Raw genomic sequence first — 21693 nt, 5'->3', positions numbered from 1 at the left:
GAAACTGTCAGCCAGGAAAACCAGAGATGGAACAAGCGCATACCCGGCTTCTCGCCCAACTGAACGAGCGTATCGCCGCTGCCGATAACACACCGTTGTACCTGAAATTTGCCGAAACGGTGAAGAATGCGGTACGTAGCGGCTGGCTGGAGCATGGCAATATTTTGCCTGGCGAACGCGATTTCAGTCAGTTGACCGGCGTGTCGCGCATCACCGTGCGCAAAGCGATGCAGACGCTGGAAGACGAAGGCGTGGTGACACGTGCGCGCGGCTACGGCACGCAGATCAACAACATCTTCGAGTACTCATTGAAAGAGGCGCGCGGATTCTCTCAACAAGTGGTGCTGCGCGGGAAAAAACCGGACACGCTGTGGGTTAATAAGCGCGTTGTGGAGTGCCCGCAGGAAGTGGCCGAGCAGCTGGCGCTGGAACCGAAAAGCAACGTGTTCTTACTGAAGCGTATTCGTTATGTGGATGAAGAGGCGGTATCGATTGAGGAGTCGTGGGTGCCGTCGCATCTGATTGCTGATGCCGATGACATCGGCATTTCGCTGTACGATTATTTTCGCAGCCAGCATATTTTCCCGCAGCGCACCCGTTCCAGAGTCAGCGCCCGGATGCCGGACGCTGAGTTTCAGTCGCACATCAAAATGGATGACAAAATCCCGGTGCTGGTGATCAAACAGGTGGCGCTAGACCAGCAGCAGCGACCGATTGAATACAGCATCAGCTACTGCCGCAGCGATTTATACGTCTTTGTGTGTGAGGAGTAATTCTTCACGCGTCGGCGCACAGTCGCCGCCGCGATGAGTCACGACCCACGAGGCAACCGCGTTCCCAAGCGTAACCGCATCAGCTAACGACCAGCCCGCTGCTAAACCCGTCAGCACACCGCCCGCGTGGCTGTCGCCTGCACCGATGGTATCAACCACTGTGGCGGGAAAAGCAGGCGCTTTCCCACTCTCAAGCTCCGTGAAATACCACGCCCCGTCTTTATCTTGTCGCACGATGAGCGGCGCTTGCCAGCGCTCGAGCCAAACATTGCCGAGTTGCGCTATTTCAGCAGGAAATTGCCACTGTTCGGCGACGATTTCTGCTTCCTGGCGATTCAGCGTGATTATCGGTTTACAGGCCATCACGCGAGCGAATAGAGCCGGGGAAATATCAGCAATACGCGGCCCGAAGTCGATTAACGCCGTTACGCCCGGTGACGCTTCCAGCCAGCTAACCAGCAATTCAGCACACGGAGCCGTTAACTGGTAGCCGGAAAGATACACCAGCCCGTCGGCGTGATGTGGCAGGCGCGCCAGCCAGCCGTCATCCCACGCATTTTCTACGCCAGTGAATGACATAAAAGTGCGTTCGCCGTCCGGTTCAACCAGCGCCAGACACCAGCCGTTATCACCTTTATCGGTTTCAATAATGCTGTTGATGCCCTGACGCTTGAGGTTATTACGCACGATATCGGCCCACACGCCCTGACCGAGCGGCAACGCATTACAGGAATCGATCCCAAGTCGCTTTAGCGCGACGGCGACGTTCAGCGCGCAGCCGCCAATATTGACGCCCTGCTGCTGTAATTCGATATCGCAACCGCGCCACGGCAGGGCGTAGGCATCGGCGATGACGTCAATCACCGCCGAGCCAATTACCGTCACCGGACGCTTTTGCTCGAGCTGGCTCAGTTTGTCGCTCAGCATCGCTCCTCCCGTTGTTGTCGATAGCCAAGCAGCGCGGTGGCGTAGCGGTCAAAGTTCAGCTTATTTACCTCATCCAGTTCTTGTTTTAGCGCCGGGTCGATACCGTCGATACCGTGCAATGCGCCGCAAATGGCGGTCGCCATTGCGCCGATGGTATCGGTGTCGCCGCCGAGATTTGCGCAGAGAATGGCACAGCGGTTAGGGTCTGTTTCTGCTAGTTCAACCATCGCAATCGCACAGGCCACTGATTCGATGGTGCTGGTGCCAGCTCCGATCAGCTGATAAAGCTGTTCACAGGCGGATTCAACCCCGTGGGCTTCGCGCACGGTTTTTAGCGCCAGTTCGATGCGCAAAGAAAGGGAGGCGCTGAACGTTGTCACGCGTTTCTCCTGCGCATGACGCGCAACCGCAGGCAGGGCATCAACAATGTTTTGCCAGTTGTCACCGTCTACGGCGCGGGAAACGGCCCAACCGATAGCCACTGCACCCGCGACGGCGAGATCGGATTTGTGCGTCGGGCTGGAGGCCAGCGCGACAGCATCGATAAACGCGTCAAGATCCGCAGTCGGCAGCACGCAACCAAGTGGCGATACACGCATCGCTGCGCCATTAGTCACGCCGTTGTTTTCAAGCTGGCTGACCGGTTTACCGTCACGAATGGCGTTCAGCGCGATTTTAGATGTCGGGCCCAAAACGTTTTTATTGAAAGCGTCAAAGCCCTCGGCCCACGCCAGAATGTGGCGGCCAATCACGTCTGGCACGATTTCACCGTCGCATTCGATCAGCGCATCGGCCAGGCAGAGCGCCATAGAGGTGTCATCGGTAAATTCCGCACGGTGGAAATAGCAGGCGGCGTTGTTTTCCGCAGGGCCATCGAGAAAGCGGTCAATCCAGCCGAAGTGCGCTTTCACGCGGGAACGCGGCCACAGCTCCGACGGCATACCCATCGCATCGCCTAATGCTTGTCCGTACAGCGCGCCGAGAATTCGTTGGTGTTTCATTTCACTTCCTCATGTGTCATCGCCATGTCTAGCTCGTCGTTATCGACGGGGATGGCGGTAATTTCTCTATCCGATTCGCGGAAGAACAACATAAACAGCACGGCAATCACTGCGATCATCACCGCGCCAAAGGTCCACATGCCCGCCCAGTTGAAGGTCAGCCCGTTCACCGGCTCTTTATAGGCGAACATTTTCTCCATCATCACGCCGCCAAGACGGTAGCCCAGCAGGCTGCCGAAGCCCTGACAACACAGGGTAATCAAGCCCTGCGCGGCGTTACGCATGTGTACCGGGGCTTTTTTATCGACATAGATATATGCGGTGACGTAGTAAAAATCGTAGCTCACGCCGTGCAGCAGAATGCCGAGGAAAAGCAGGCCATAGGTAAAGTAATGTTCTGCGCCGCCGTAGACAAAAAAGCCATAGCGGATCGCCGCCGTCACCAGACCTAGCAATAATACCTTTTTGATACCAAAACGCTTAATGAAGAACGGCAACGCGAGCATAAAGAAGATTTCGGAGAACTGGCCAAGCGTCATCCAGCCAGTGGCGTTGTGCATCCCAACTTCGGTTAAATAGCCATTGGCGAAGATGTAGTAGAACGCCAGTGGCATTGCGAACAGGAACGAGCAGAAGAAGAACACAAGGAAGTTTTTGTCGCGCAACAGTATCAACGCATCCAGCCCCAGCATCACTTTCAGACTCAGTTTGCCGGTACTTTTTGGCGGTGTATCGGGCAGGAACAGTGCGAAAACGCCCAACAATGCGGAACTTGCGGCGGTGATCAGCAGCGGAATGCTGGTCGGTGAAATATCGTTATAGCCCATCATTTGCGGTAAGAAGCCGCATACCAGGCCGGAACCAATCCAGCCGACAGTGCCCATCACGCGAATGCGCGGGAAATCGCGCTCAACGTCCGATACGTGAGAAAAGGCGATGCTGTTGGTCAAGGCGATGGTCGGCATATACGTCAGCGAATAGCCCAGCAGCAGCGGGAAGAAGCCGCTGAACGTGGTTTGCTGGGCGGCGAAATACATCAAAATCGCCCCGGCAAACATCAACACCGCCAGCACTTTTTGTGCCGGGAAGAAGCGGTCAGTCAATGAACCAACGAGGATCGGCGAGACGATCGCCGCAATGGCGGTACAGGCATAAGACCAGCCGATTTCGCCTGCGCTAAAGCCATTTTTGCTGAGCCACAACCACAGTGGCACAAACCATGCGCCCCAGATAAACCACTCCACAAACATCATGAACGACAGCTTTGCTGTAGTTTTCATCGTTAAATCCTTCATGACAGGTAAGGTACGCCTGCACACTACCATTTAATAATACCTTTTAAATACCTTTGCGGTGTTTCTTTGAGCGACTTAACACTTTTGTGCACCTGAATCGTGCCAGCGGATTGTGCTTAAAACGCACGAATCGGCTGGAAAAATAAGACTCAGAGGTCCACGCTTAGGGTTGCCTTGAAAACAGGCACAGGACATTCATTGCTGGCCACCGGCTGGCACTTACGGGAGTTATCACTATGACTGATATTGCGCAGTTGCTTGGCAAAGACGCCGACAGCCTTTTACAGCATCGTTGTATGACCATTCCGTCCGGGCAGCTTCATCTTCCCGGCTCCGATTACGTCGATCGCGTGATGATTGACAACAACCGTCCCCCAGCCGTTTTACGTAACATGCAGACGCTGTATAACACCGGGCGCCTGGCGGGCACCGGTTATCTCTCTATTTTACCGGTAGACCAGGGCGTTGAGCACTCCGCTGGCGCATCCTTTGCGGCAAATCCGCTCTATTTTGATCCGAAAAATATTGTCGAACTGGCAATAGAAGCGGGCTGTAACTGCGTAGCGTCCACTTATGGTGTATTGGCGAGCGTGTCGCGCCGTTATGCGCACCGCATTCCGTTCCTCGTGAAACTGAATCATAACGAAACCCTGAGCTACCCAAATACCTTCGACCAGACGCTGTATGCAAGCGTCGAGCAGGCGTTCAATATGGGCGCGGTAGCCGTGGGGGCGACGATTTATTTCGGTTCCGAAGAGTCGCGTCGTCAAATTGAAGAGATTTCTGCGGCGTTTGAACGCGCGCATGAACTCGGCATGGTCACCGTACTGTGGGCCTATCTGCGAAATTCTGCATTCAAGAAAGACGGCGTTGATTACCACGTTTCCGCGGACTTAACCGGGCAGGCCAACCATCTGGCGGCAACCATCGGCGCGGATATCGTGAAGCAGAAAATGGCGGAAAATAACGGCGGCTACAAAGCGGTGAATTTCGGTTACACCGACGAGCGCGTTTATAGCAAGCTGACTACAGATAACCCCATCGATTTGGTGCGCTATCAACTGGCAAACTGCTACATGGGGCGCGCAGGGCTGATTAACTCCGGTGGTGCAGCGGGCGATAACGATCAGGCTGATGCGGTCCGTACCGCCGTTATCAACAAACGCGCGGGCGGAATGGGGCTGATCCTTGGCCGCAAAGCGTTTAAGAAAACCATGGCCGACGGCGTGAAGCTGATTAACTCGGTACAGGACGTGTATCTCGACGAAAAAGTCACCATCGCGTGATAAAAAACGGCCTCCTGAAGTGGGAGGCCGTTGTCTTATTTCAGCAGAGGACAACCCGGCGGTAAGCGACAGTGCAGGGCATTCGGCAAAATCTCAATGCGGAATTCCCGGCCGGTCATCGGTTCGCCGTCGAGATTAAAGGTAATGTCGTGCGGCGCGGTAACTTCAAACCATGACGACACACCGTCAACCAGGTTTGGGTTTTCATCGGGCCGAGAAAGCGTGTTGAACAGCGCCGGAAGCAGTTCCTCTCCGGTGAAAATCCGCAGATGCAACAGACCATCATTAATCAATGCTTCAGGGCAGAGCTGCTGTCCGCCGCCAGCCTGACGCCCGTTGCCGATGCCAATCACCAGCGCATCTCCCTGCCAGTGAAACCCTTCGCCGCGAATTTCACAGCGGTCTGCTTTTAGTGTGTCCATCCGCATCAGGCCATGAATCAAATAAGATACACCGCCAAGCGCTGCCTTAAGTTTTTCCGGTGTTTCAGTGGTTATGCGCGTGCCAAAACCACCGGTTGCCATATTAATAAAACAGGTACGATCATTCACTCGGGCTATGTCGATTGCCGACGCGTTTCCGGCAATAGCCAGTTTCAGCGCCTTATCCAGTTCATTCGGCACGCCGACGCTGGTGGCAAAATCGTTGGCAGTGCCGAGTGGAATCAGACCCAGCGCAGGAATATGGCTTTCTTCGCACTGAACCAATGCCGTCGCAACTTCATTGATAGTGCCGTCACCACCGCCTGCGATGACCGTCGCCACGCCCAACTGGCAGGCTTCCTCCAGATAACGTGCCGCATCGCCTTTCTCCCAGGTGACGCGCACGTGGATCTCCACGCCTTCATCACGTAACTGGTTAATGGCCTCGCGCAACTCCGGATTCCCGGCACCTTTGCCATTTAAGATCAATAAGCTGGGGGGAAAGTCAGTCATTGTCACTCGCCTCATGCTGAATAATGTTAGTAAGTCTACCTCAGGATTCCAAGGGGCCAGTCAGAACAGACTGAATTATAAATAATATTTCTACAAAATGAATTGCGCTAATGGAAGGCGGCAAGGGAACGAGTCCCCAGGAGCTTACTTAAGTAAGTGACTGGGGTGACAAATCTGTCAGGAACAGATTTGAGCGCTAGCTAAAGCGACCCTGAAAGGGCGAAGCCCATGGATGGGCTGAGTAATGAGTGCAGTCAACGCACCAGTAGCGTGATTCAGGAAGTAGAAAAAAATAAGCCCGCGTAAGGGCCATTACGACCCTTACAACTACTGGCTTTCAACGGTGCAATGCGGGTTTGCGCGGCATGCAAGACCATTGAAAGCCATCATTAGCTACTGCACTGTGGACACAATGTGGACACTCTGAATGTCAGTACCCCCCTTCAAAGGATTGAGTAAAACGGCATCCTGTAGATACTCTGGTGCAAAGTGTGCGTAGACCATTGTCTGCTCAATACGCGAATGACCGAGTATCCGTTGAAGAGTGATAATGCTGCCTCCGTTAATCATGAAATGCGTCGCAAAACTGTGGCGCAAAGCATGTGTTGCCTGACCCATTGGCAAATCAGGTTTTAATTCCTTCATCGTTCGCCTGAAGACTGGATAGGCGGCATCAGGAAATAGAAAACCTCGCTTGTTGCAGGCAATCATTTTTGCCACTTCCTCAGAGACAGGAACGGTGCGCGGTTTGTTCGTTTTAGTTTTAACGAACGTGATGCGATTTTGAATGATGTTTTCTGCCTTCAATCGCGCCGCCTCACTCCATCTGGCCCCTGTACTCAAGCAGAGGATTGCAATTTTTTTGTTGTCGCCTTCGAGCCTTGAGAGCAGCAGAGCGATTTCGTCTTGTGTCAGATAGCCTGTTTCTGGTTTTTGCTCTTTCAGTCTTTTAGTTCCGCGTATCGGGTGCTCACCAAAGAATAATTCAGCTTCAATCAGTGCCGTGAACATCCCGCTAATGCAGGTCAGATCTCGGTTAATGCTTGATGGCTTTATCCCCTGACTTCTCCTGGCCGCGCTGTACTGGCTGATAAGTGCTTTAGTGATCTGGAATGCACATGGGTCATCAGTAATCCGGGTGAAGATTTCAATTTTCCCGAGATTCGATTTTCCGTGTTCTTCGTGCTTGCCCTTCAAATTCCACCAGACTTGGGTCAGTTCAGACAGACGCCGCTTATCTGTCGGTTTTGATAGCCAGTCTTTATTGTGGTGATTGAACTGTGTGTGTTTCTCAAAAGCGATAGCTTCGCTTTTCTTGTCAAACTTCCTGCGGATACGCTTTCCGTCGCGCCCTGCAGGTCTGATGTCCACTTCATATCGACCATCATCGAGCTTTTTAACAGACATAAAGCCTCCCGATGATGTTACTGCGTACTTCAATTTCCTGATTTAAATAACAAAAACTCACCGTGCATTTACTGCACAAATAAGCGCCGTAAATGGTTAGCCAGTTTTCTGGTCTGAGTGGGACAACGTTGTTGTCTGCTGCCCAAAGTGCGCGAGAGCCGGTGCAATCTGCCCAGCTTCAGGTGCTATTTGGTCAGTCATGAACCACATGGTGTACTTCATGAAACGAGGGTGTTGGAGGATCTTCATGATGGATTCCACACCTGCGTTTTTTGAACGACCTTCATAGCTCGAAAGTGAACTATAGGGTACGCCGGTTAACTCACTGACTTCCCTACGGTTTAATCTTTCCGACTCACGCATGAGCTTTAGCTTCTCTGAAACGTGTATTGACATAATTACTCCTATTGCGTAATTTTGTGTTTATCGTAGTTTGTGTTTTGCATTCGTAGTCACATTAAAGGCAATTATAAGCCATTAAGAGCAATTAAAACGCTAACGGAGAAGTGTATCAGATGAAGAAGTCTTTAGAGAGCGCCAGTGACGCAGTTCCCTATCAGGAGTTCGCCCGACTGATAGGTAAAAGTCCGATCGCTGTTAAGGGGATGATTGAGAAGGGCAAATTACCCATCATAGAGATGACTGACCCACAATCTGCTACTGGCAGGGCTGGCGAATATTGGGTCTACCTACCAGCCTGGAATAATGGAATGAAACTTGCCTATGAAAGCCGTCCGAAAGAAATACGTGAAGGATGGCTAATGTGGCTCGGCTTAGGGGGCGGAGTATGAAGCGTAGCGAATGTGTGAAAGAACCACGATGTATTGCTCAGCTTTTGCGTAATCAGCAGAACCTAGCTCCGATTAACTTCACCATCACCCACGGTCGGGGCCGCAAAGGCATCATTATCCGCACCCGCAAGCTGGGCGTAATCAGCACTGCGCTCGCTTCCATAAAAACCCGGAGGTTTTGCAAATGGCTGTGATGACACCCGGTTTAGTTGAGGAACAACCCGCTGGTCTGCGCGGCCTGATTGGAAAACATCTGGCTCTGCCTCGCTGGCAGGATAGCTGCAATTTTTACAACAAGATGATGGAGCGTGAGCGCCTGACTGTCTGTTTTCATGCGCAGTTAAAACAGCGTCACGCGACAATGCGTTTTGAAGAAATGAACGACGTCGACCGTGAGCGTCTGGCATGTGCCATCGATGAAATGCGTACAGCCTTTTCAAAGCGTCGACAGGTTGGGGCAAGTGAAGTTGCGTATATCAGTTATTTAACTGTCAGTCAGCGGCGCTCTTTATTTATGCATGCCGGATTAACTGAGCATGAATTTAATCAGCCTTATTGGCGCATTGATGAGGAATCATGTTACTGGCGTGAAAAACTCTTCCGCGCACTGCGTGAGTTATTCAGCCTTTTTGAATACGCCCCGACAATAATGACCTCGGTGAAACCCGAACAATATTTGCATTAATTAATTACTGCCAAGCTTTTAAACGTACTCAAATGTGCGTGGCTTCTTTTTGCCTGGAGAAAGTCATCATGACCAAAGCAAAAAATCAGTCAGGTAAGTTTTCTCTGCTATTACAGCAGGCCAGAAGTGAGGCGCAGGCTGACGCCGCGACCCGATTCTCATCTCATCTTGACGGGCTGATTCGCCACATTGCTGAGCGAGAGCTGAACAGGGTTGAGATTGTTGAATTACTCAGTCAGGAATCCACAAAGCTTCATGACGTCGGGTTGTTGCGTGGGGAGTCCAGTTAATGGTTTCGCAAAAATCTGCGCTACTGAATAACTGGCTAAAAGTCACCTTAATGAAAAGTGGTGATTTCACATTGGCAGATATTAGACGTGACAAAGAAACGGGAAATAAAGTTGAGTCCGTCATCGCCATTTATTCGAACCCATTAAACCTCTTGTCGGACATGGTTAACCTGCTGGTGAAGCGTGCCATCTATTTAAAGCAGATAACCCGTTTTGACGAGTTTACCCAATTAACCGAAGAGTTTAGCGCCGCCTGTCGGGTTGAACTCGAAAAGCTGAATGCATAAAGGAGTGGAGTCAATGCCAGATTATATGGATCACGTTCAGGAGTTACAGGCCGATTCACTTGCCCGTCACGTTGACGCCGCCCGGCTGAAGTCCAGTGGCGCTGCGGTATTGGTTTGTGTCGATTGTGATCGGCCTATCCCGGCAGCACGCCGAGCCGCACATCCGACAGCGCTGCGCTGCGTTTATTGCCAGTCATTACTGGAAGCTAACGCAAAGCACTACCGGGGGCAGGTATGAGCATTCGTATCGAGATTGGTGACCGTTATGTCGTCACCAGTGACCCGTTTCAGTTTATTTTGCAGGAGAAGAAAACAGCAAGAACCGGGAAAAATGCCGGTAATGAATGGCTGGATGTCATCGGCTATTACCCGAAAGTGAATCAACTCGTTTCGAATCTGATACTGCATGATGCTTTAACGGGCGAGGCCCGCACTTTCGCCGAGTTGGCTGCGCAGATTGAACAGACTGCCTGCGAATGTGAAGAGGCGTTTGCCGCCTGTAAGGGGCGGAAATGAAAATTGATGGTCGTTGCAAAGGCGAGAACACCCTCAATATAGTCTCCATTTCCGGTGGCAAAGATAGTCTGGCTCAGTGGCTTGTCGCCATTGAAAATGACGTTCCCGCATTACCGGTGTTTGCTGATACCGGGCATGAGCACGCACAGACGATGGATTACCTCGATTATCTGGAATCGAAGCTTGGCAAAATAGTCCGTGTCAAAGCTGACTTTTCTCGCCAGATAGAGGGAAAACGCAAGTTTATTGCAGAGAAGTGGCCCGAATCTCTTGTTGAAGATTGCGGTATGTCACCGGATGACGCCGCTGAACGTATTGCGCGAGCGCTGGAAGTTCTTAAGCCCACCGGAAATCCGTTCCTTGATTTATGCATGTGGAAAGGGCGCTTCCCGAGCACGAAAGCACGTTTCTGCACATTTGACCTGAAGCATGAGCCCGTGCGAACACAGGTAGTAATGCCTGCACTGGAGGAGTTCGAAGAGGTCATTAACTGGCAAGGTGTCCGCGCGCAAGAATCCCCGGCGCGGGCTGGTTTGCCTGTATGGGTAGAGGATGCAGATAACACGCCTGGGCTGCATGTTTATCGCCCGATACTTAAATGGTTGCATGAAGATGTGTTTGCTATGGCTAAACGCCATGGTATCAAACCGAATCCACTTTATGAGCAGGGCTGTAGTCGTGTTGGATGCATGCCTTGCATTCATGCCCGCAAATCTGAATTGGCCGAAATATTCAGCCGCTGGCCAGAAGAGGTAAAACGCGTTGCGGAATGGGAGCGCCTTGTCGCTGCTTGTTCCCGACGCGGTAATTCCACTTTCTTCCCGTCTACGCATGACCCTCGTCGCGCAGAACGCCGAATTGAAGTTGTTACGGTAGCAGCCTACGGGATCGAAACTTATCGCGATTGGGCCATGACCACCCGTGGTGGAGCTCAATTTGATTTGCTTGCCGCTGCGAATGACAAATCGGTTTGTAACAGTGTTTATGCCGGTGTGTGTGAATGAGCCGCGCAGTACAGGGGCGCAACGCCCCTACACCTCCACCGCCATTTTCCAAAAGCACCGGCGAGCCGTTTGTCGGTGCTTATCCCTTCAATGCTCCCCGCGATGCCATAGGGCGAGAGAGACCTCTTACACGTGACGAACTGCGTCAGGTGCAAGGCGTTTTGTCAAAGATTGACTACCTGCCATATTTCCTGAGCTCACTCTTTACCTCGCGATATGACTATATCCGCCGGAATAAAAGCCCGGTGCATGGGCTGTATTTCCTAAAGTCGACATTCTTGCGTCGGTTGTGGCCGCGCATCGAGCGCGTAAATCAGCGTAACGAAATGAATGCTGATGCCTCGCTGCTGTTCCTGACCGAGCGAGAGAATTACGCCCGTCTGCCGGGGATGAATGACAAAGAGCTGAAGAAATTTGCCGCACGCATTGCCTCACAATTTTTCATCATGTATGAGGAATTAAGCGATGCGTGGGCGGAAGCGCATGATGGTAAAGAATCGCTGTTTACTGATGAGGCGCAAACTCACCTTTATGGTCAGGTCGCTGGCGCGGCCCGTGCATTTAACATTACTCCGCTTTTCTGGAAGAAATACCGCAAAGGTCAGATGACGATCCGCCAGGCATTTTCCGCCGTGGCGCGTCTTATCAATGATGAGTGGTGGATTAACCAGTTTAAGGCGCAGCGAATGCGCTGGCATGAATCGCTACTCATCGCCGCCGGTGAAGTGAATAAAGACCGCTCACCGTATGCCAGCAAAAGTGCCATCCGTGACGTACATTCTCGCCGTCTGGCTAACCTTGAATACCTGAAATCCTGTGAGCTCGAAAATAAGGTCACCGGCGAGCGTATCGATCTCATCAGTAAGGTGATGGGGAGTATTTCTAACCCCGAGATCCGCCGTATGGAGTTGATGAATACCATCGCCGGTATCGAGCGTTATGCCGCTGGTGAGGGCGATGTCGGGATGTTTATCACGCTGACCGCGCCATCGAAATATCACCCGACCCGTCAGGTTGGAAAAGGCAAAGAAAAAACCGTTCAGCTTAATCATGGCTGGAATGATGAGGCTTACACCCCGAAAGATACGCAGCGTTATCTGTGCCATATCTGGAGCCTGATACGTACGGCATTTAAGGATAACGATTTACAGGTTTATGGAATGCGCGTGGTTGAGCCGCATCATGATGGCACGCCCCACTGGCATATGATGCTGTTTTGCAAATCCGGCCAGCGTAAACAAATTACCGAAATCATGCGTCGCTATGCTCTGAAAGAGGACGGTGACGAGCGGGGTGCTTCAAAACAACGCTTTCAGGCGAAGCATCTCAATCAGGGTGGTGCGGCGGGCTATATCGCAAAGTACATCGCAAAAAACATCGACGGTTACGCCCTCGATGGTCAGCTCGATCATGATACTGGCAAACCGTTACAAGATACCGCTGCCGCTGTAACAGCGTGGGCGTCGACGTGGCGCATCCCGCAATTTAAACCGATTGGCCTGCCGACGATGGGCGCTTACCGCGAACTGAGAAAACTGCCTCAGGGTGTCAGCATTGCATCAGAATTTGATGAGCGCGTCGAAGCAGCTCGCGCTGCTGCCGATGAGGGAGAATTCGATTTATACATCGCTGCACAGGGTGGGGCGAATGTGCCACGCGACAGCCAGACCGTCAGGGTTGCCCGCAACGTGACCGACGAGGTCAACAACTACGAAGAAGATATTGAGCGCGTTGTCGGTATTTACGCCCCGCATATAGGCGCTAATCATATCCATGTTACCCGGTCAGCAGACTGGCGCATTGTTCCAAAGCTTTTGGCCGTTGAGCCTTTGACTTTAAAAAGCGGTATCACCGCGCCTCGGAGTCCTGTCAATAACTGTGGAAAGCTCACCGCCGGTGGTGATCCAGTTATGACTCCTACACCGTCTGAGCATACCGCAGCGGTGCTAAATCTTGTTGATGACGGGGTAATCGCATGGGATGACCCCGAAGTCGTGATGGTGCTCAGAAGCGCATTAAAACACGAAACCCCACGCCCAAATCGCCAGCAAAGAAGCGGCGAGCCATTAAAACCGAACCAGATAGCGCCATCCGGTCGAATGACTAAAGCAGAACGGGAGCAGATCCCGCGTATCCGCTTTGAGCTGGCTCAGAATGGCATCACGCCGCAGCGGTGGGAACTTCAGGCGCTGGCGCGTGGCGCTACGGTGAAATTTGACGGGCAAAAATTCTCTTATCCGGTCGCTGATGAGTGGCCGGGGTTCTCAACAAGCATGTAAAGGTGATTTAAGTGGCTGATTTTGCTTCCACAAAACGAACAGCAAGCTTTGATGATTGGCATGAACAACTAATGGATTACGTGGAACTGCGCGGCGGTAGCGCTTCAGATGCTGAAGCATGGCGTGAAGATTATGAATCAGGTCGCAGTGTTGCAGATGCATGGCATGATGCGTGGGGGGATGACTGATGCAAACTTTGCCAGCCATGCGCCCGGTGCCGCCGATGCACTCGCGCAAGAGCCTCCGGCTGATGGCTATCGTTCAACGTCTGCAACAAATTATGGTCAACGAGAATCTGACGCCCTCCGAGTTGGTCGGGTGCGCTGAAATCGTCAGGGATAACTACAGCAGGATGGACGAAATCAATAATCCCAAAGCGGCCAGATTTCCACCGGCACGCGGGCCAATTATCCCGCCACCGCGTCGACCATAGGAAACGCCGCCAGTGCTGAAACTTGCTTTCGGTGCTAGCGGGGTTGAACAACGAGCTGCGCGAGGCGTTAGCTTGTTACCAGATTGACACCGAGGGTCAGCAGGTTTGTCACTGCACCGGCAATTACCCCCGGCGTACCGTCTTTCACTGCACTAATAATTTTATCACCCATCGTCTCATTGCTGCCGAGCACCTCGGGCTTTTTATTCAGTACCGCGAGCCCCTTTTCGGTCAGTCTGACATCATAAAAACCCGCTTGATGGTCCGTTGAATACTGAATGTAGCCATTCTCACCGAGAAAAATAAATGTGCCAGAAACAACACTACGCAAATCATCTATTGCCTTCATCTCGGGTGCGTTAGGGTTATAAAAGTATTCTTCAGGGTGCTCGGCGTTAAATTTTTTGTAGCGAATTGTCTGTGGGACGGGAAAGGTTTCCCACAGTACCGCAAAGATTTCTGCCGCCTGCTGGTTAAATAAATCGAGGTTTTTAGACATGCAAAATTCCATTTCTTCTGAAGGTGAGTGGCTTAGGCGTTGGTCGAAACATATTACCTGTCTGGCGCTGAACAATGACCTCAGCTCACGCGAGGTCGATGCGTATACCGACAAGCTGGTCGAGCAGGCGAGCAACGCTGAGCTCGGTCAGGTTGTTAAGGACTTACTTAACCACATCAGAACGAAAAAATAAAAGGATCTATATCAACATGTTAAGCCTGATTTATGCGAATCCGTGGACCACTATCTTTTTGCTGATTGTCACCAGTATGTGTATCAACAGCATTATTGACTCGTCACGCGGCAAATAATCACCGGACCGGCACCGAAATTGCCGGTTTTTTTATGCAATTTTCGCGATTTTTCGGTTTTTTAGTCATGCATGCATTTAGCGCGTGAGGTTGCATGCGCTGCTGCGACTTTCCCTCGCGCTCTCGCGCCAGTGCTGGCGCGGTCTGGCTGTGGTCGTGCAACTGCATTAAAAGCGACCTCTGAAGCGGGCAGGCGTGGCGGGGAAAGCATTGCGCGCTGGATCACGGTAACAGGTATCCCAATTGTGACGCCCCCTCGCACCATTAACCGCTTTATGTCGTCTGCACCGCAGCAAGGAAAGTCATATCCCCTCCCATGTGCACAGGCACCATTTCTTGAGGATTAAGCAAGTGATACCCTGGGCTAGCAGGCCAAGGATCAAGAACACCAACAGCCTTAACATCTGGCCCCATTGGCGTCATGAAATAATCGATAGAAACGACAACCATAGCATGACTCTTATTGGCATATAAAAGAGGCCTGTCATATATTAATTCGTTAATTAAAATCATATTATTTATTGCATTAATATTATTAAAATAATCATATGCAGCTACAACCTGTGATTGAAAATTTCGTCCCTGCAAGTCGACCCATGGTTGGCTTAAATTATTCCCCATGGTGGAAGTATTGCCTGTAGTGCAAATGGCAACATTTGAATTAAAGCTCCTCCTAACAATCTCCGTTTGATCTATGTGATATCCATGAGCCTCAAAGATCATCGAAATTGATGCTGCCCAGCACCAAAATGGGCAGCTTTGAGTAACCCGTTTGGGATGAGCCACATATGCCCTCATCAGCTGACCCTGAGGTGTCATGGGGCCAAGAGGCATTACTGCTGATTTAGCTGATTGCATGGCTGTAAAGCACAATAACAAACTTAAAAAATTACGCCTATTCATGATAACCTCGCAGAAATGAGACAATAAAGCATTGTTAAACATTGCATATGTTAGTGAAGCATTGCTAAATAATCGGTGTGCACCTTCTTTCAGCATTATTACTCGAATAAAACTGATTCATGTAGTAGTCATGGGTGATATGCAAGTTTTTGATTACCACATTATGACTAATATGCATTAATCAATAATCATGCTTATGGAGGAGGTGGCTTTTGTATGGTTATGCTATAAACCATCTAAATAATATATTTCCCTCTACCCATCGTAACTCTGCTATTGAGGTTAATTATGGCTAAAAGAACTTCAAAGCTTTCTATAGAAAAAGCATTGCTATTTTCTTTTGCAGTTTTCTTTGTGATCATAATGTTGATACTAGTTGTTGCAATACCGTATCCAACACAAAAACAGTGGTGGGTTTTCAGACTCGTTCTTGCCATGATTGCAGGCGGATTTGGAGCCATGTTGCCTGGCGCGTTGGAGGTTAGCGTAAACAAAACCATTAAAGCAGCGGGAGCGGCCGGATTTTTCGTGGTCGTCTATTTTTTCAATCCGGCAGGCTTTGTATCCGATGATCCTTTTGCCCCATTCCCACCACCACCTAGCAGTGCTGACGCACAAAAAGTCGCAGAAAAAATGCTCAGCGAGGTTAATAATGGGCAATTTGCAGAGCTTTATGAGAGTATGCACCCAGAGTTTAAGTCAATGTATAATAAAGATCAGTTCACAGCTTTATCAAATAACGTAAGAGTTCCTTTCGGAAAAGCCAGTAAAAGCACTCAGTTTGGCACTCAATCCTCAAAGATATATAATCCTCGCGGATATATCCTTCAGTATACATATCTATCTGAGTTTCCTGATGGTAGTAAAATTTATGAAAGCCCGACAGTCTTCGCAAGTGATAGCTCAGCATGGCATCCTTTTGGCTATATGGTTCAGACCATAAAAAGCAACCATTAAAAAAAGAATACTGCCATTCCCATCAACAAATGGTCAATATCAGCGCTGAGCTATGAATATTAAAAATGAAACTATTCGGTATCAAATGTGTATTTGTCAAAGCGAATTACATTTTCACCGAGCCAGTTATTTATCTCTTTAAACCGCCCTTGCAAAGGTGTTAATTCATTGCGTACAAACACCTTCGCAACCTTCTCCACGTCACCCAATGATCCCACATTCTCAGGCTTGCCCCCCATCAACTGAAACGGGATGCGATGCGCATCGAGCATATCGGCGGCGCTGACCTTTTTGATATTGAAGAAATCATCCTTCGTCGCGACTTCGCTCAGCGGCACGATTTTAATGCCGTCTGCCTTACCGTTTGGCGCGTAGAAAAACAGGTTCTTAAAATTCCCGAGGCCCTTCGAGTCACGCATTGCCTTGCGCAGCGCTTCGACGTCGGTGCTGCTTTGTGCTGCGTCGGTGACGTACATGATGTACCCGGCGTGCGCCCCGTTCTGGTAATACTTGCGGCGGAACAGCGTCGCGGATTCGTTCAGCCAGGCGGAATTGAGTGCGCTCAGGTATTCAGGCAGGCCGTACACCTCCTGATTGATGTCAGGCTCAAGCAGATGAAACACGGAGCCCGGCGCGAACTGATGCGGCTGCGAATCGGATTGCATGTACCAGTAGGTGTCATCTTCCACCCCGCGCCGGGTGTATTTTGCCGGTGAGGTCTCCAGTTTGAGCGGCTTGCCTGACAGGCTGACGCGCTTCTCAATAAAGGCGTTCCCGAAGACTAGGAAGTCGAGCACAAACCGGCTGAAGTCCTGCTGTGACAGCAGCGGGTGCGGAATGTAGGTGGAGGCCAGAATGTTACGCTTCACGTAAATCGGTGAGCTGTGGTGGACGGCAGCCCGCAGGCTTTTCGCCAGCCCCGAGAAACTCACCGGCGGCTCGTACCATCGCCCGTTATCCACGCACTCCACGTAATCGAGAATATCACGCCGGTCGAGTACCGCCGTCGGCTCGCCGAAGGTGAACGCCTCCATGCTCTGGGCGGGTGCGGCGTGCTGCACCGGTTTTGCAGTGTACTGGGCTTTCTTGTTTTGACGTTTGCTCATCAGTTCCATTCCATGATTGAGGATGACGGCTGGCCGCTGGCGGCGGTCAGGGGTTCATTGATTAAGACGTGCATGGTGGCCCATGCCAGATCGGCGTGACTTGCTTCCTCGGTGCGGCTGGCCTCATAGGTGGCACTGCGCCCGCTGCTGGTCATGGTTTTGCGGATGGACATAAACGACTGCGTGAGGTCGGTCGCGCCGACGTCGTACTCGAGACAGCCGCGGGTGATGGTGTCTTTCGCTTTCAGCACCATCGCGGTTTTCATTTCCGGTGTGTAGCGGATTTCACGTGCGGCCGGGTAGAACGAGCGCACAAGCTGGAAAACACCCTGACCGAGTCCGGTCGCATCGATGCCAATGTACTCGACGTTATATTTCAGCGTCAGCTCACGAATGGATTCGGCCTGCTGCGCGAAGTCCATGCCTTTCCACTGGTGACGCTCAAGGATGCGGAATTTGCCCCCGGCGACCACCGGTGGCGCAATGACCACGCACCCGGCGCTGTCACCGCGTAATGACGGGTCATAGCCGACCCATACCGTACGGTGACCGAATGGCCGGTCGGCGAACGGCGCGACGTCTTCCCATTTCTCCAGACTGTCGACCATGCAGCGCTGTAATTCCTCGAACGGGAACACCGATGCTTTATCGTCGACAAACTCGCACATAAACAAATTGCGGAAGTCGTCGACACTGTTTTCGCGGCGCAGTGTGTCGATATTAAACAGGGTGCAGCCTTTGGCGAGAGCATCCTCAAGGGTGACAATCTGTCGCCACTGGCCGTCGGGGCAGGCAACACCCTTTGCCAGTGCGGCGTGCGTGATGTCGATGTCGACGCGCTCACCCGCATTCGACCGGCCCCGGTTGAATTGTTCCCCTGACCAGAACGGGTAAGCGCCGTGCGCCAGCGACGAGGGTGTCGAGAAATAGGTCGTGCGCAGATGCTCCTGCGACGACATGCCGGAAGAAACTTTTTTCAGTTGCTGGAAATTGGGGATCCAGAAAATTTCATCGACGTACAAATCGCCGTTATGGCTCTGCGCGGTGTTGGAATTGGTGCCGAGGAAAATGAGCTTTGCACCGTTGTTGCCGATGACAATCGGGTCACCGGTGAGCTCCACCTCCGCCAGTTTGGCAAACTGAATGATATATTCGCGGAATACGTAAGCCTGCGTTTTACTGGCCGACAGGAAAATCTGATTATTCCCTGTTTTCAGTGCCCGCATCAGCGCTTCGCGCGCAAAGTAAAACGTCGCGCCAATCTGGCGGGATTTCAGAATGTGACGGATGCGATGTGCCAGTCCGGCACGGTACCAGTCGAGCTGATACTCGAATGACTGGTCGAGGAAAATGTCTTCCAGCTTTTCGATAGCCTCATCGCTGAAAAAATTCTTTTTCGGCTTCGTCTTCTCGCCCTTGTTGCGGTTGGCGACGTTGGGGTTTAAATCCGCCTCGCTGCCGGTCTGGCTGTAGCGGTTAACCCGCGCAAGACGCTCCATTTGTCGAGCCAGAAAGTCGGCAACCTTGAAATCGTGTGCTGTCAGGTCGGGCTTGGCATAGAGCTGAATCAGTCGCGCTTCGAGCGTGGTTTCGACGCGCGTCAGGGGCGCGGTCGCCTCCCATTTATCGCGCTGCTTCCAGCTCTGCACGGTGGCCCGCTTAGTCTGGAGTGTTTCCGAAATTTGCGGCACGGAAAATCCCTGCCAGAACAACAGCGCCGCCTGCCGTCGCGGGTCGCTCAGAAGTGTGGTTTCAGTGGTGATGGTCATGTTTGCCTCGCCGTGGTTGATACAGGGCAAGGCTAAAGAAACAGGGGCAGCGAATCGCTAAAGCCCTGTTGTGTCAGGGGTATGCCATCCGCAATGGATAGCCGGTGCGGGGATGAGTCGGGAAACTAAGCCTGATCCGAAAAACCAACATCAGGACACCTGACTCATGGCAAAAAAAGCCTCCAAAATTTCTAAATGGTTCCGCATCGGTGTCGAGGGTGATACCTGTGACGGTCGCGTCATCGGCGCGTCCGATATTCAGGAAATGGCTGACACCTTCGACCCGCGCGTCTACGGTTGCCGCATCAATCTCGAACATATCCGCAGCATCAATCCCGACGGTCAGTACGGGCGTTATGGCGACGTTGCCGAGGTGAAAGCCGATGTCATCGATGATGACTCCGCGCTGAAAGGTAAGCTGGCGCTGTTTGGCCGAATTGCCCCGCTCGACAACCTCGTCGACATGGTGGCGAAAGGCCAGAAGGTTTACACCTCAATGGAAATCCGCCCGAACTTCGCCAACAGTGGCAAGAGCTATCTCGTCGGGCTGGCCGTCACCGATGACCCCGCAAGCCTCGGTACCGAATACCTCGAGTTTTGCAGCCGCGCCACCGCCAATCCGCTGAACGGGAAGAAAGACCAGCCGGGCGATCTCTTCTCAGTGGCGACACTCGCCGAGCTGGAATTTGAAGACCAGCCCGACACGCTTCTCACCAAACTGACCGACTCCGTTAAGGCCATTTTTAGTCGCCAGCAACAGAGCGACGACGTGCGTTTCGCCGACGTGCACGAGGCGGTGACGTCTATCGCGGAACGTGTGCAAACCGGGGAGGACGCGACGGAAACCCGCTTCGCAGCGCTGGAAAGCGAACTCGCGACACTGAAACAAAACGTAGCCGCGCATGGGGATGAAACTGCGCAGCAGTTCAGCACGATCCAGACCACCCTGGACAAAACCGAAAGCATTACACAGCCGCGTCGCCTGCGGAGCACCGGCGGTGATGCCGGGGATGTGACGCTGACCGACTGCTGAGTCAAACATTTTAACGCCCGCTTTCTGACAGGATAAAAAACACTATGCGTAAAGAGACCCGTTTTAAATTCAATAAATACCTGAGCCGCCTCGCCGAACTGAACGGTGTCGAAGTGCCTGACCTTGATAAAAAATTCAACGTCGAGCCGTCTGTCACGCAGAAACTCTTCGATAAAATCCAGCAGTCGTCTTCCTTCCTGCAACTCATCAACATGGTGACCGTGGGGGAACTGACCGAGGAAAAAGTCGGTATCGATGTGACCGGCACCATCGCCAGCACCACCGACACTGACGGCGGCGTCGAGCGCAAAACGGCGGATTTCTCGAAGCTGGATGCGTTCCGTTATTTCTGCAAACCGGTCAATTTCGATTACAACCTGAAGTACAACAAGCTCGACCTGTGGGCGCGTTTTGAAGATTTTCAGATCCGCATCCGTAACGCCATCATCAAGCGTCAGGCTCTGGACTACATCACCATTGGTTTTAATGGCGTAAGCCGTGCCGCGACGTCTGACCGTGCAAAAAATCCGTTGCTTCAGGATGTGGCTGTCGGCTGGCTGCAAAAATACCGCGAAGACGCGCCAGAGCGTGTGATGTCGAAGGTTCTGGATGATGACGGCACGGTCATTTCAGACACCATTAAGGTCGGTAAGGGCGGGCATTATGCCAACCTCGACGCGCTGGTGATGGACGGGCATGAATCGCTGATTGAAGAAATCCACCGCGAAAACCCGGAAATGGTGGTGATTTGCGGTCGTCGCATCCTGACCGACAAATATTTCCCGATGATTAACAAATTCCAGGCAAACAGCGAACAACTCGCCGCTGAGTTGATTGTCAGCCAGAAAACCATTGGTCAGTTACAGGCCGTGCGTGCGCCGTTCTTCCCGGCTAACAGCATCTTTATCACCACGCTGGATAACATTTCCATCTACCTGTACGAAGACGCGCACCGCCGTCATATCGTTGAAAACCCGAAACTGGATCAGGTGGAAAACTACGAGCAGGTGAAAGTCGATTTCGTTATCGAGGATTATGCGGCCGGTTGCCTGATTGAAAACATCGAAATCCTTGAGCAGGAAGAGGGTGCCACCCCGGAAGCGACCAGCGCGAGCGTGTTCGCGGCTGAAATGGTGAAAGCCTTGCAGGCGATGAATGCAGGTAGCGCCCCAAAGGGTGAGACCACCGACGGCGCGGAGGCTTAAC

General features: G+C 52.0%; 27 protein-coding genes. 17 read left to right on the top strand and 10 right to left on the bottom strand.

What is annotated here, in order from left to right; translation table 11 throughout:
- Nucleotides 1–26: 26 nt before the first annotated feature.
- On the top strand, nucleotides 27–773 hold the full coding sequence (locus VH187_RS03735; RefSeq protein ID WP_329700131.1) for a GntR family transcriptional regulator: 747 nt from the start codon (nucleotides 27–29) through the stop codon (nucleotides 771–773).
- On the opposite strand, the gene VH187_RS03730 is transcribed toward VH187_RS03735, so the two are convergent.
- Genes VH187_RS03730 through VH187_RS03720 form a run of 3 tightly spaced genes read right to left on the bottom strand, consistent with a single transcriptional unit; the run spans nucleotide 747 to nucleotide 4026 of the window.
- Nucleotides 747–1700, bottom strand: a complete 954-nt coding sequence (locus tag VH187_RS03730) for a PfkB family carbohydrate kinase (protein ID WP_329700130.1) — start codon at nucleotides 1698–1700, stop codon at nucleotides 747–749. The two genes, VH187_RS03735 and VH187_RS03730, sit on opposite strands and share 27 nt — an antisense overlap.
- Nucleotides 1694–2701 carry an ADP-ribosylglycohydrolase family protein gene (locus tag VH187_RS03725; RefSeq protein ID WP_329700129.1) on the bottom strand — a complete coding sequence of 336 codons (1008 nt, stop codon included), beginning with the start codon at nucleotides 2699–2701 and terminating at the stop codon, nucleotides 1694–1696. The genes VH187_RS03730 and VH187_RS03725 overlap by 7 nt, the downstream gene beginning before the upstream one ends.
- Nucleotides 2698–4026: a nucleoside permease gene (locus tag VH187_RS03720; RefSeq protein WP_329700128.1), complete on the bottom strand. Its 1329-nt coding sequence runs from the start codon at nucleotides 4024–4026 to the stop codon at nucleotides 2698–2700. The genes VH187_RS03725 and VH187_RS03720 overlap by 4 nt, the downstream gene beginning before the upstream one ends.
- Nucleotides 4027–4232: 206 nt before the next feature.
- Between VH187_RS03720 and fbaB the strand changes: the two genes are divergently transcribed.
- Nucleotides 4233–5282 (top strand): class I fructose-bisphosphate aldolase, encoded by a 1050-nt coding sequence (gene fbaB / locus VH187_RS03715; RefSeq protein WP_329700127.1) that lies wholly within the window; start codon nucleotides 4233–4235, stop codon nucleotides 5280–5282.
- Between the two features lie 35 nt (nucleotides 5283–5317).
- On the opposite strand, the gene yegS is transcribed toward fbaB, so the two are convergent.
- The 3 genes from yegS to VH187_RS03700 all read right to left on the bottom strand — a co-directional run bounded on the left by yegS (nucleotide 5318) and on the right by VH187_RS03700 (nucleotide 8020).
- A complete protein-coding gene (gene yegS / locus VH187_RS03710; protein ID WP_329700126.1) occupies nucleotides 5318–6217 on the bottom strand; it encodes a lipid kinase YegS in 900 nt (299 codons plus the stop codon).
- A gap of 393 nt (nucleotides 6218–6610) precedes the next feature.
- Nucleotides 6611–7624, bottom strand: a complete 1014-nt coding sequence (locus VH187_RS03705; RefSeq protein WP_329700125.1) for a phage integrase — start codon at nucleotides 7622–7624, stop codon at nucleotides 6611–6613.
- A gap of 96 nt (nucleotides 7625–7720) precedes the next feature.
- The gene (locus VH187_RS03700; RefSeq protein ID WP_329700124.1) at nucleotides 7721–8020 is read right to left on the bottom strand and encodes a helix-turn-helix domain-containing protein; all 300 of its coding nucleotides are present in this window, start codon (nucleotides 8018–8020) and stop codon (nucleotides 7721–7723) included.
- A gap of 119 nt (nucleotides 8021–8139) precedes the next feature.
- Between VH187_RS03700 and VH187_RS03695 the strand changes: the two genes are divergently transcribed.
- The 11 genes from VH187_RS03695 to VH187_RS03645 all read left to right on the top strand — a co-directional run bounded on the left by VH187_RS03695 (nucleotide 8140) and on the right by VH187_RS03645 (nucleotide 13909).
- Entirely contained in the window at nucleotides 8140–8415 is a 276-nt protein-coding gene (locus tag VH187_RS03695) for a regulatory phage cox family protein (protein WP_329700123.1), read from the top strand.
- 14 nt (nucleotides 8416–8429) lie between these two features.
- Complete coding sequence (locus VH187_RS03690; protein WP_329700237.1) at nucleotides 8430–8609, top strand: hypothetical protein; 180 nt, start codon at nucleotides 8430–8432, stop codon at nucleotides 8607–8609.
- Complete coding sequence (locus tag VH187_RS03685) at nucleotides 8600–9100, top strand: replication protein B (RefSeq protein ID WP_329700122.1); 501 nt, start codon at nucleotides 8600–8602, stop codon at nucleotides 9098–9100. Before VH187_RS03690 ends, VH187_RS03685 begins: the two co-directional genes overlap by 10 nt.
- Nucleotides 9101–9168: 68 nt before the next feature.
- On the top strand, nucleotides 9169–9390 hold the full coding sequence (locus VH187_RS03680; protein WP_414713899.1) for a DUF2732 family protein: 222 nt from the start codon (nucleotides 9169–9171) through the stop codon (nucleotides 9388–9390).
- Complete coding sequence (locus tag VH187_RS03675; RefSeq protein WP_329700121.1) at nucleotides 9390–9677, top strand: DUF5405 family protein; 288 nt, start codon at nucleotides 9390–9392, stop codon at nucleotides 9675–9677. The genes VH187_RS03680 and VH187_RS03675 overlap by 1 nt, the downstream gene beginning before the upstream one ends.
- A gap of 13 nt (nucleotides 9678–9690) precedes the next feature.
- Nucleotides 9691–9915: a TraR/DksA C4-type zinc finger protein gene (locus tag VH187_RS03670; protein WP_329700120.1), complete on the top strand. Its 225-nt coding sequence runs from the start codon at nucleotides 9691–9693 to the stop codon at nucleotides 9913–9915.
- Nucleotides 9912–10193, top strand: coding sequence for a DUF5405 family protein (locus VH187_RS03665; protein ID WP_329700119.1), 282 nt, complete (start codon nucleotides 9912–9914; stop codon nucleotides 10191–10193). Before VH187_RS03670 ends, VH187_RS03665 begins: the two co-directional genes overlap by 4 nt.
- Nucleotides 10190–11197 carry a phosphoadenosine phosphosulfate reductase domain-containing protein gene (locus VH187_RS03660; RefSeq protein ID WP_329700118.1) on the top strand — a complete coding sequence of 336 codons (1008 nt, stop codon included), beginning with the start codon at nucleotides 10190–10192 and terminating at the stop codon, nucleotides 11195–11197. Before VH187_RS03665 ends, VH187_RS03660 begins: the two co-directional genes overlap by 4 nt.
- Nucleotides 11194–13476 carry a replication endonuclease gene (locus VH187_RS03655; protein WP_329700117.1) on the top strand — a complete coding sequence of 761 codons (2283 nt, stop codon included), beginning with the start codon at nucleotides 11194–11196 and terminating at the stop codon, nucleotides 13474–13476. Before VH187_RS03660 ends, VH187_RS03655 begins: the two co-directional genes overlap by 4 nt.
- An 11-nt stretch (nucleotides 13477–13487) precedes the next feature.
- Nucleotides 13488–13664 carry a hypothetical protein gene (locus VH187_RS03650; RefSeq protein WP_329700116.1) on the top strand — a complete coding sequence of 59 codons (177 nt, stop codon included), beginning with the start codon at nucleotides 13488–13490 and terminating at the stop codon, nucleotides 13662–13664.
- A 17-nt stretch (nucleotides 13665–13681) separates the two neighbouring features.
- Nucleotides 13682–13909: a hypothetical protein gene (locus tag VH187_RS03645; RefSeq protein ID WP_329700235.1), complete on the top strand. Its 228-nt coding sequence runs from the start codon at nucleotides 13682–13684 to the stop codon at nucleotides 13907–13909.
- 67 nt (nucleotides 13910–13976) lie between these two features.
- Here the strand turns inward: VH187_RS03645 and VH187_RS03640 are convergent, their stop codons facing one another.
- Entirely contained in the window at nucleotides 13977–14408 is a 432-nt protein-coding gene (locus VH187_RS03640) for a hypothetical protein (protein ID WP_329700115.1), read from the bottom strand.
- On the opposite strand from VH187_RS03640, the gene VH187_RS03635 reads away from it, so the two are divergent.
- Nucleotides 14407–14601 (top strand): hypothetical protein, encoded by a 195-nt coding sequence (locus tag VH187_RS03635; protein ID WP_329700114.1) that lies wholly within the window; start codon nucleotides 14407–14409, stop codon nucleotides 14599–14601. The two genes, VH187_RS03640 and VH187_RS03635, sit on opposite strands and share 2 nt — an antisense overlap.
- A gap of 391 nt (nucleotides 14602–14992) precedes the next feature.
- On the opposite strand, the gene VH187_RS03630 is transcribed toward VH187_RS03635, so the two are convergent.
- Nucleotides 14993–15718: a hypothetical protein gene (locus VH187_RS03630; protein ID WP_329700113.1), complete on the bottom strand. Its 726-nt coding sequence runs from the start codon at nucleotides 15716–15718 to the stop codon at nucleotides 14993–14995.
- A gap of 192 nt (nucleotides 15719–15910) precedes the next feature.
- Between VH187_RS03630 and VH187_RS03625 the strand changes: the two genes are divergently transcribed.
- Nucleotides 15911–16579, top strand: a complete 669-nt coding sequence (locus tag VH187_RS03625) for a DUF4019 domain-containing protein (RefSeq protein WP_329700112.1) — start codon at nucleotides 15911–15913, stop codon at nucleotides 16577–16579.
- Nucleotides 16580–16650: 71 nt separating this feature from the next.
- Here the strand turns inward: VH187_RS03625 and VH187_RS03620 are convergent, their stop codons facing one another.
- Both VH187_RS03620 and VH187_RS03615 read right to left on the bottom strand, forming a co-directional pair.
- Nucleotides 16651–17685, bottom strand: a complete 1035-nt coding sequence (locus VH187_RS03620; protein ID WP_329700111.1) for a phage portal protein — start codon at nucleotides 17683–17685, stop codon at nucleotides 16651–16653.
- Entirely contained in the window at nucleotides 17685–19454 is a 1770-nt protein-coding gene (locus tag VH187_RS03615) for a terminase ATPase subunit family protein (RefSeq protein WP_329700110.1), read from the bottom strand. Before VH187_RS03615 ends, VH187_RS03620 begins: the two co-directional genes overlap by 1 nt.
- A 166-nt stretch (nucleotides 19455–19620) precedes the next feature.
- Between VH187_RS03615 and VH187_RS03610 the strand changes: the two genes are divergently transcribed.
- Nucleotides 19621–20487 carry a GPO family capsid scaffolding protein gene (locus VH187_RS03610; RefSeq protein WP_329700109.1) on the top strand — a complete coding sequence of 289 codons (867 nt, stop codon included), beginning with the start codon at nucleotides 19621–19623 and terminating at the stop codon, nucleotides 20485–20487.
- A gap of 44 nt (nucleotides 20488–20531) precedes the next feature.
- Complete coding sequence (locus VH187_RS03605) at nucleotides 20532–21692, top strand: phage major capsid protein, P2 family (protein WP_329700108.1); 1161 nt, start codon at nucleotides 20532–20534, stop codon at nucleotides 21690–21692.
- Nucleotide 21693: the final 1 nt, after the last annotated feature.

The organism is Scandinavium sp., from assembly GCF_036271055.1.
In the GTDB taxonomy this organism is placed as follows: Bacteria; Pseudomonadota; Gammaproteobacteria; order Enterobacterales; family Enterobacteriaceae; genus Scandinavium.
Note: the sequence above shows the minus strand (reverse complement) of the source record. Positions and strands in the feature narration are given on the sequence as shown.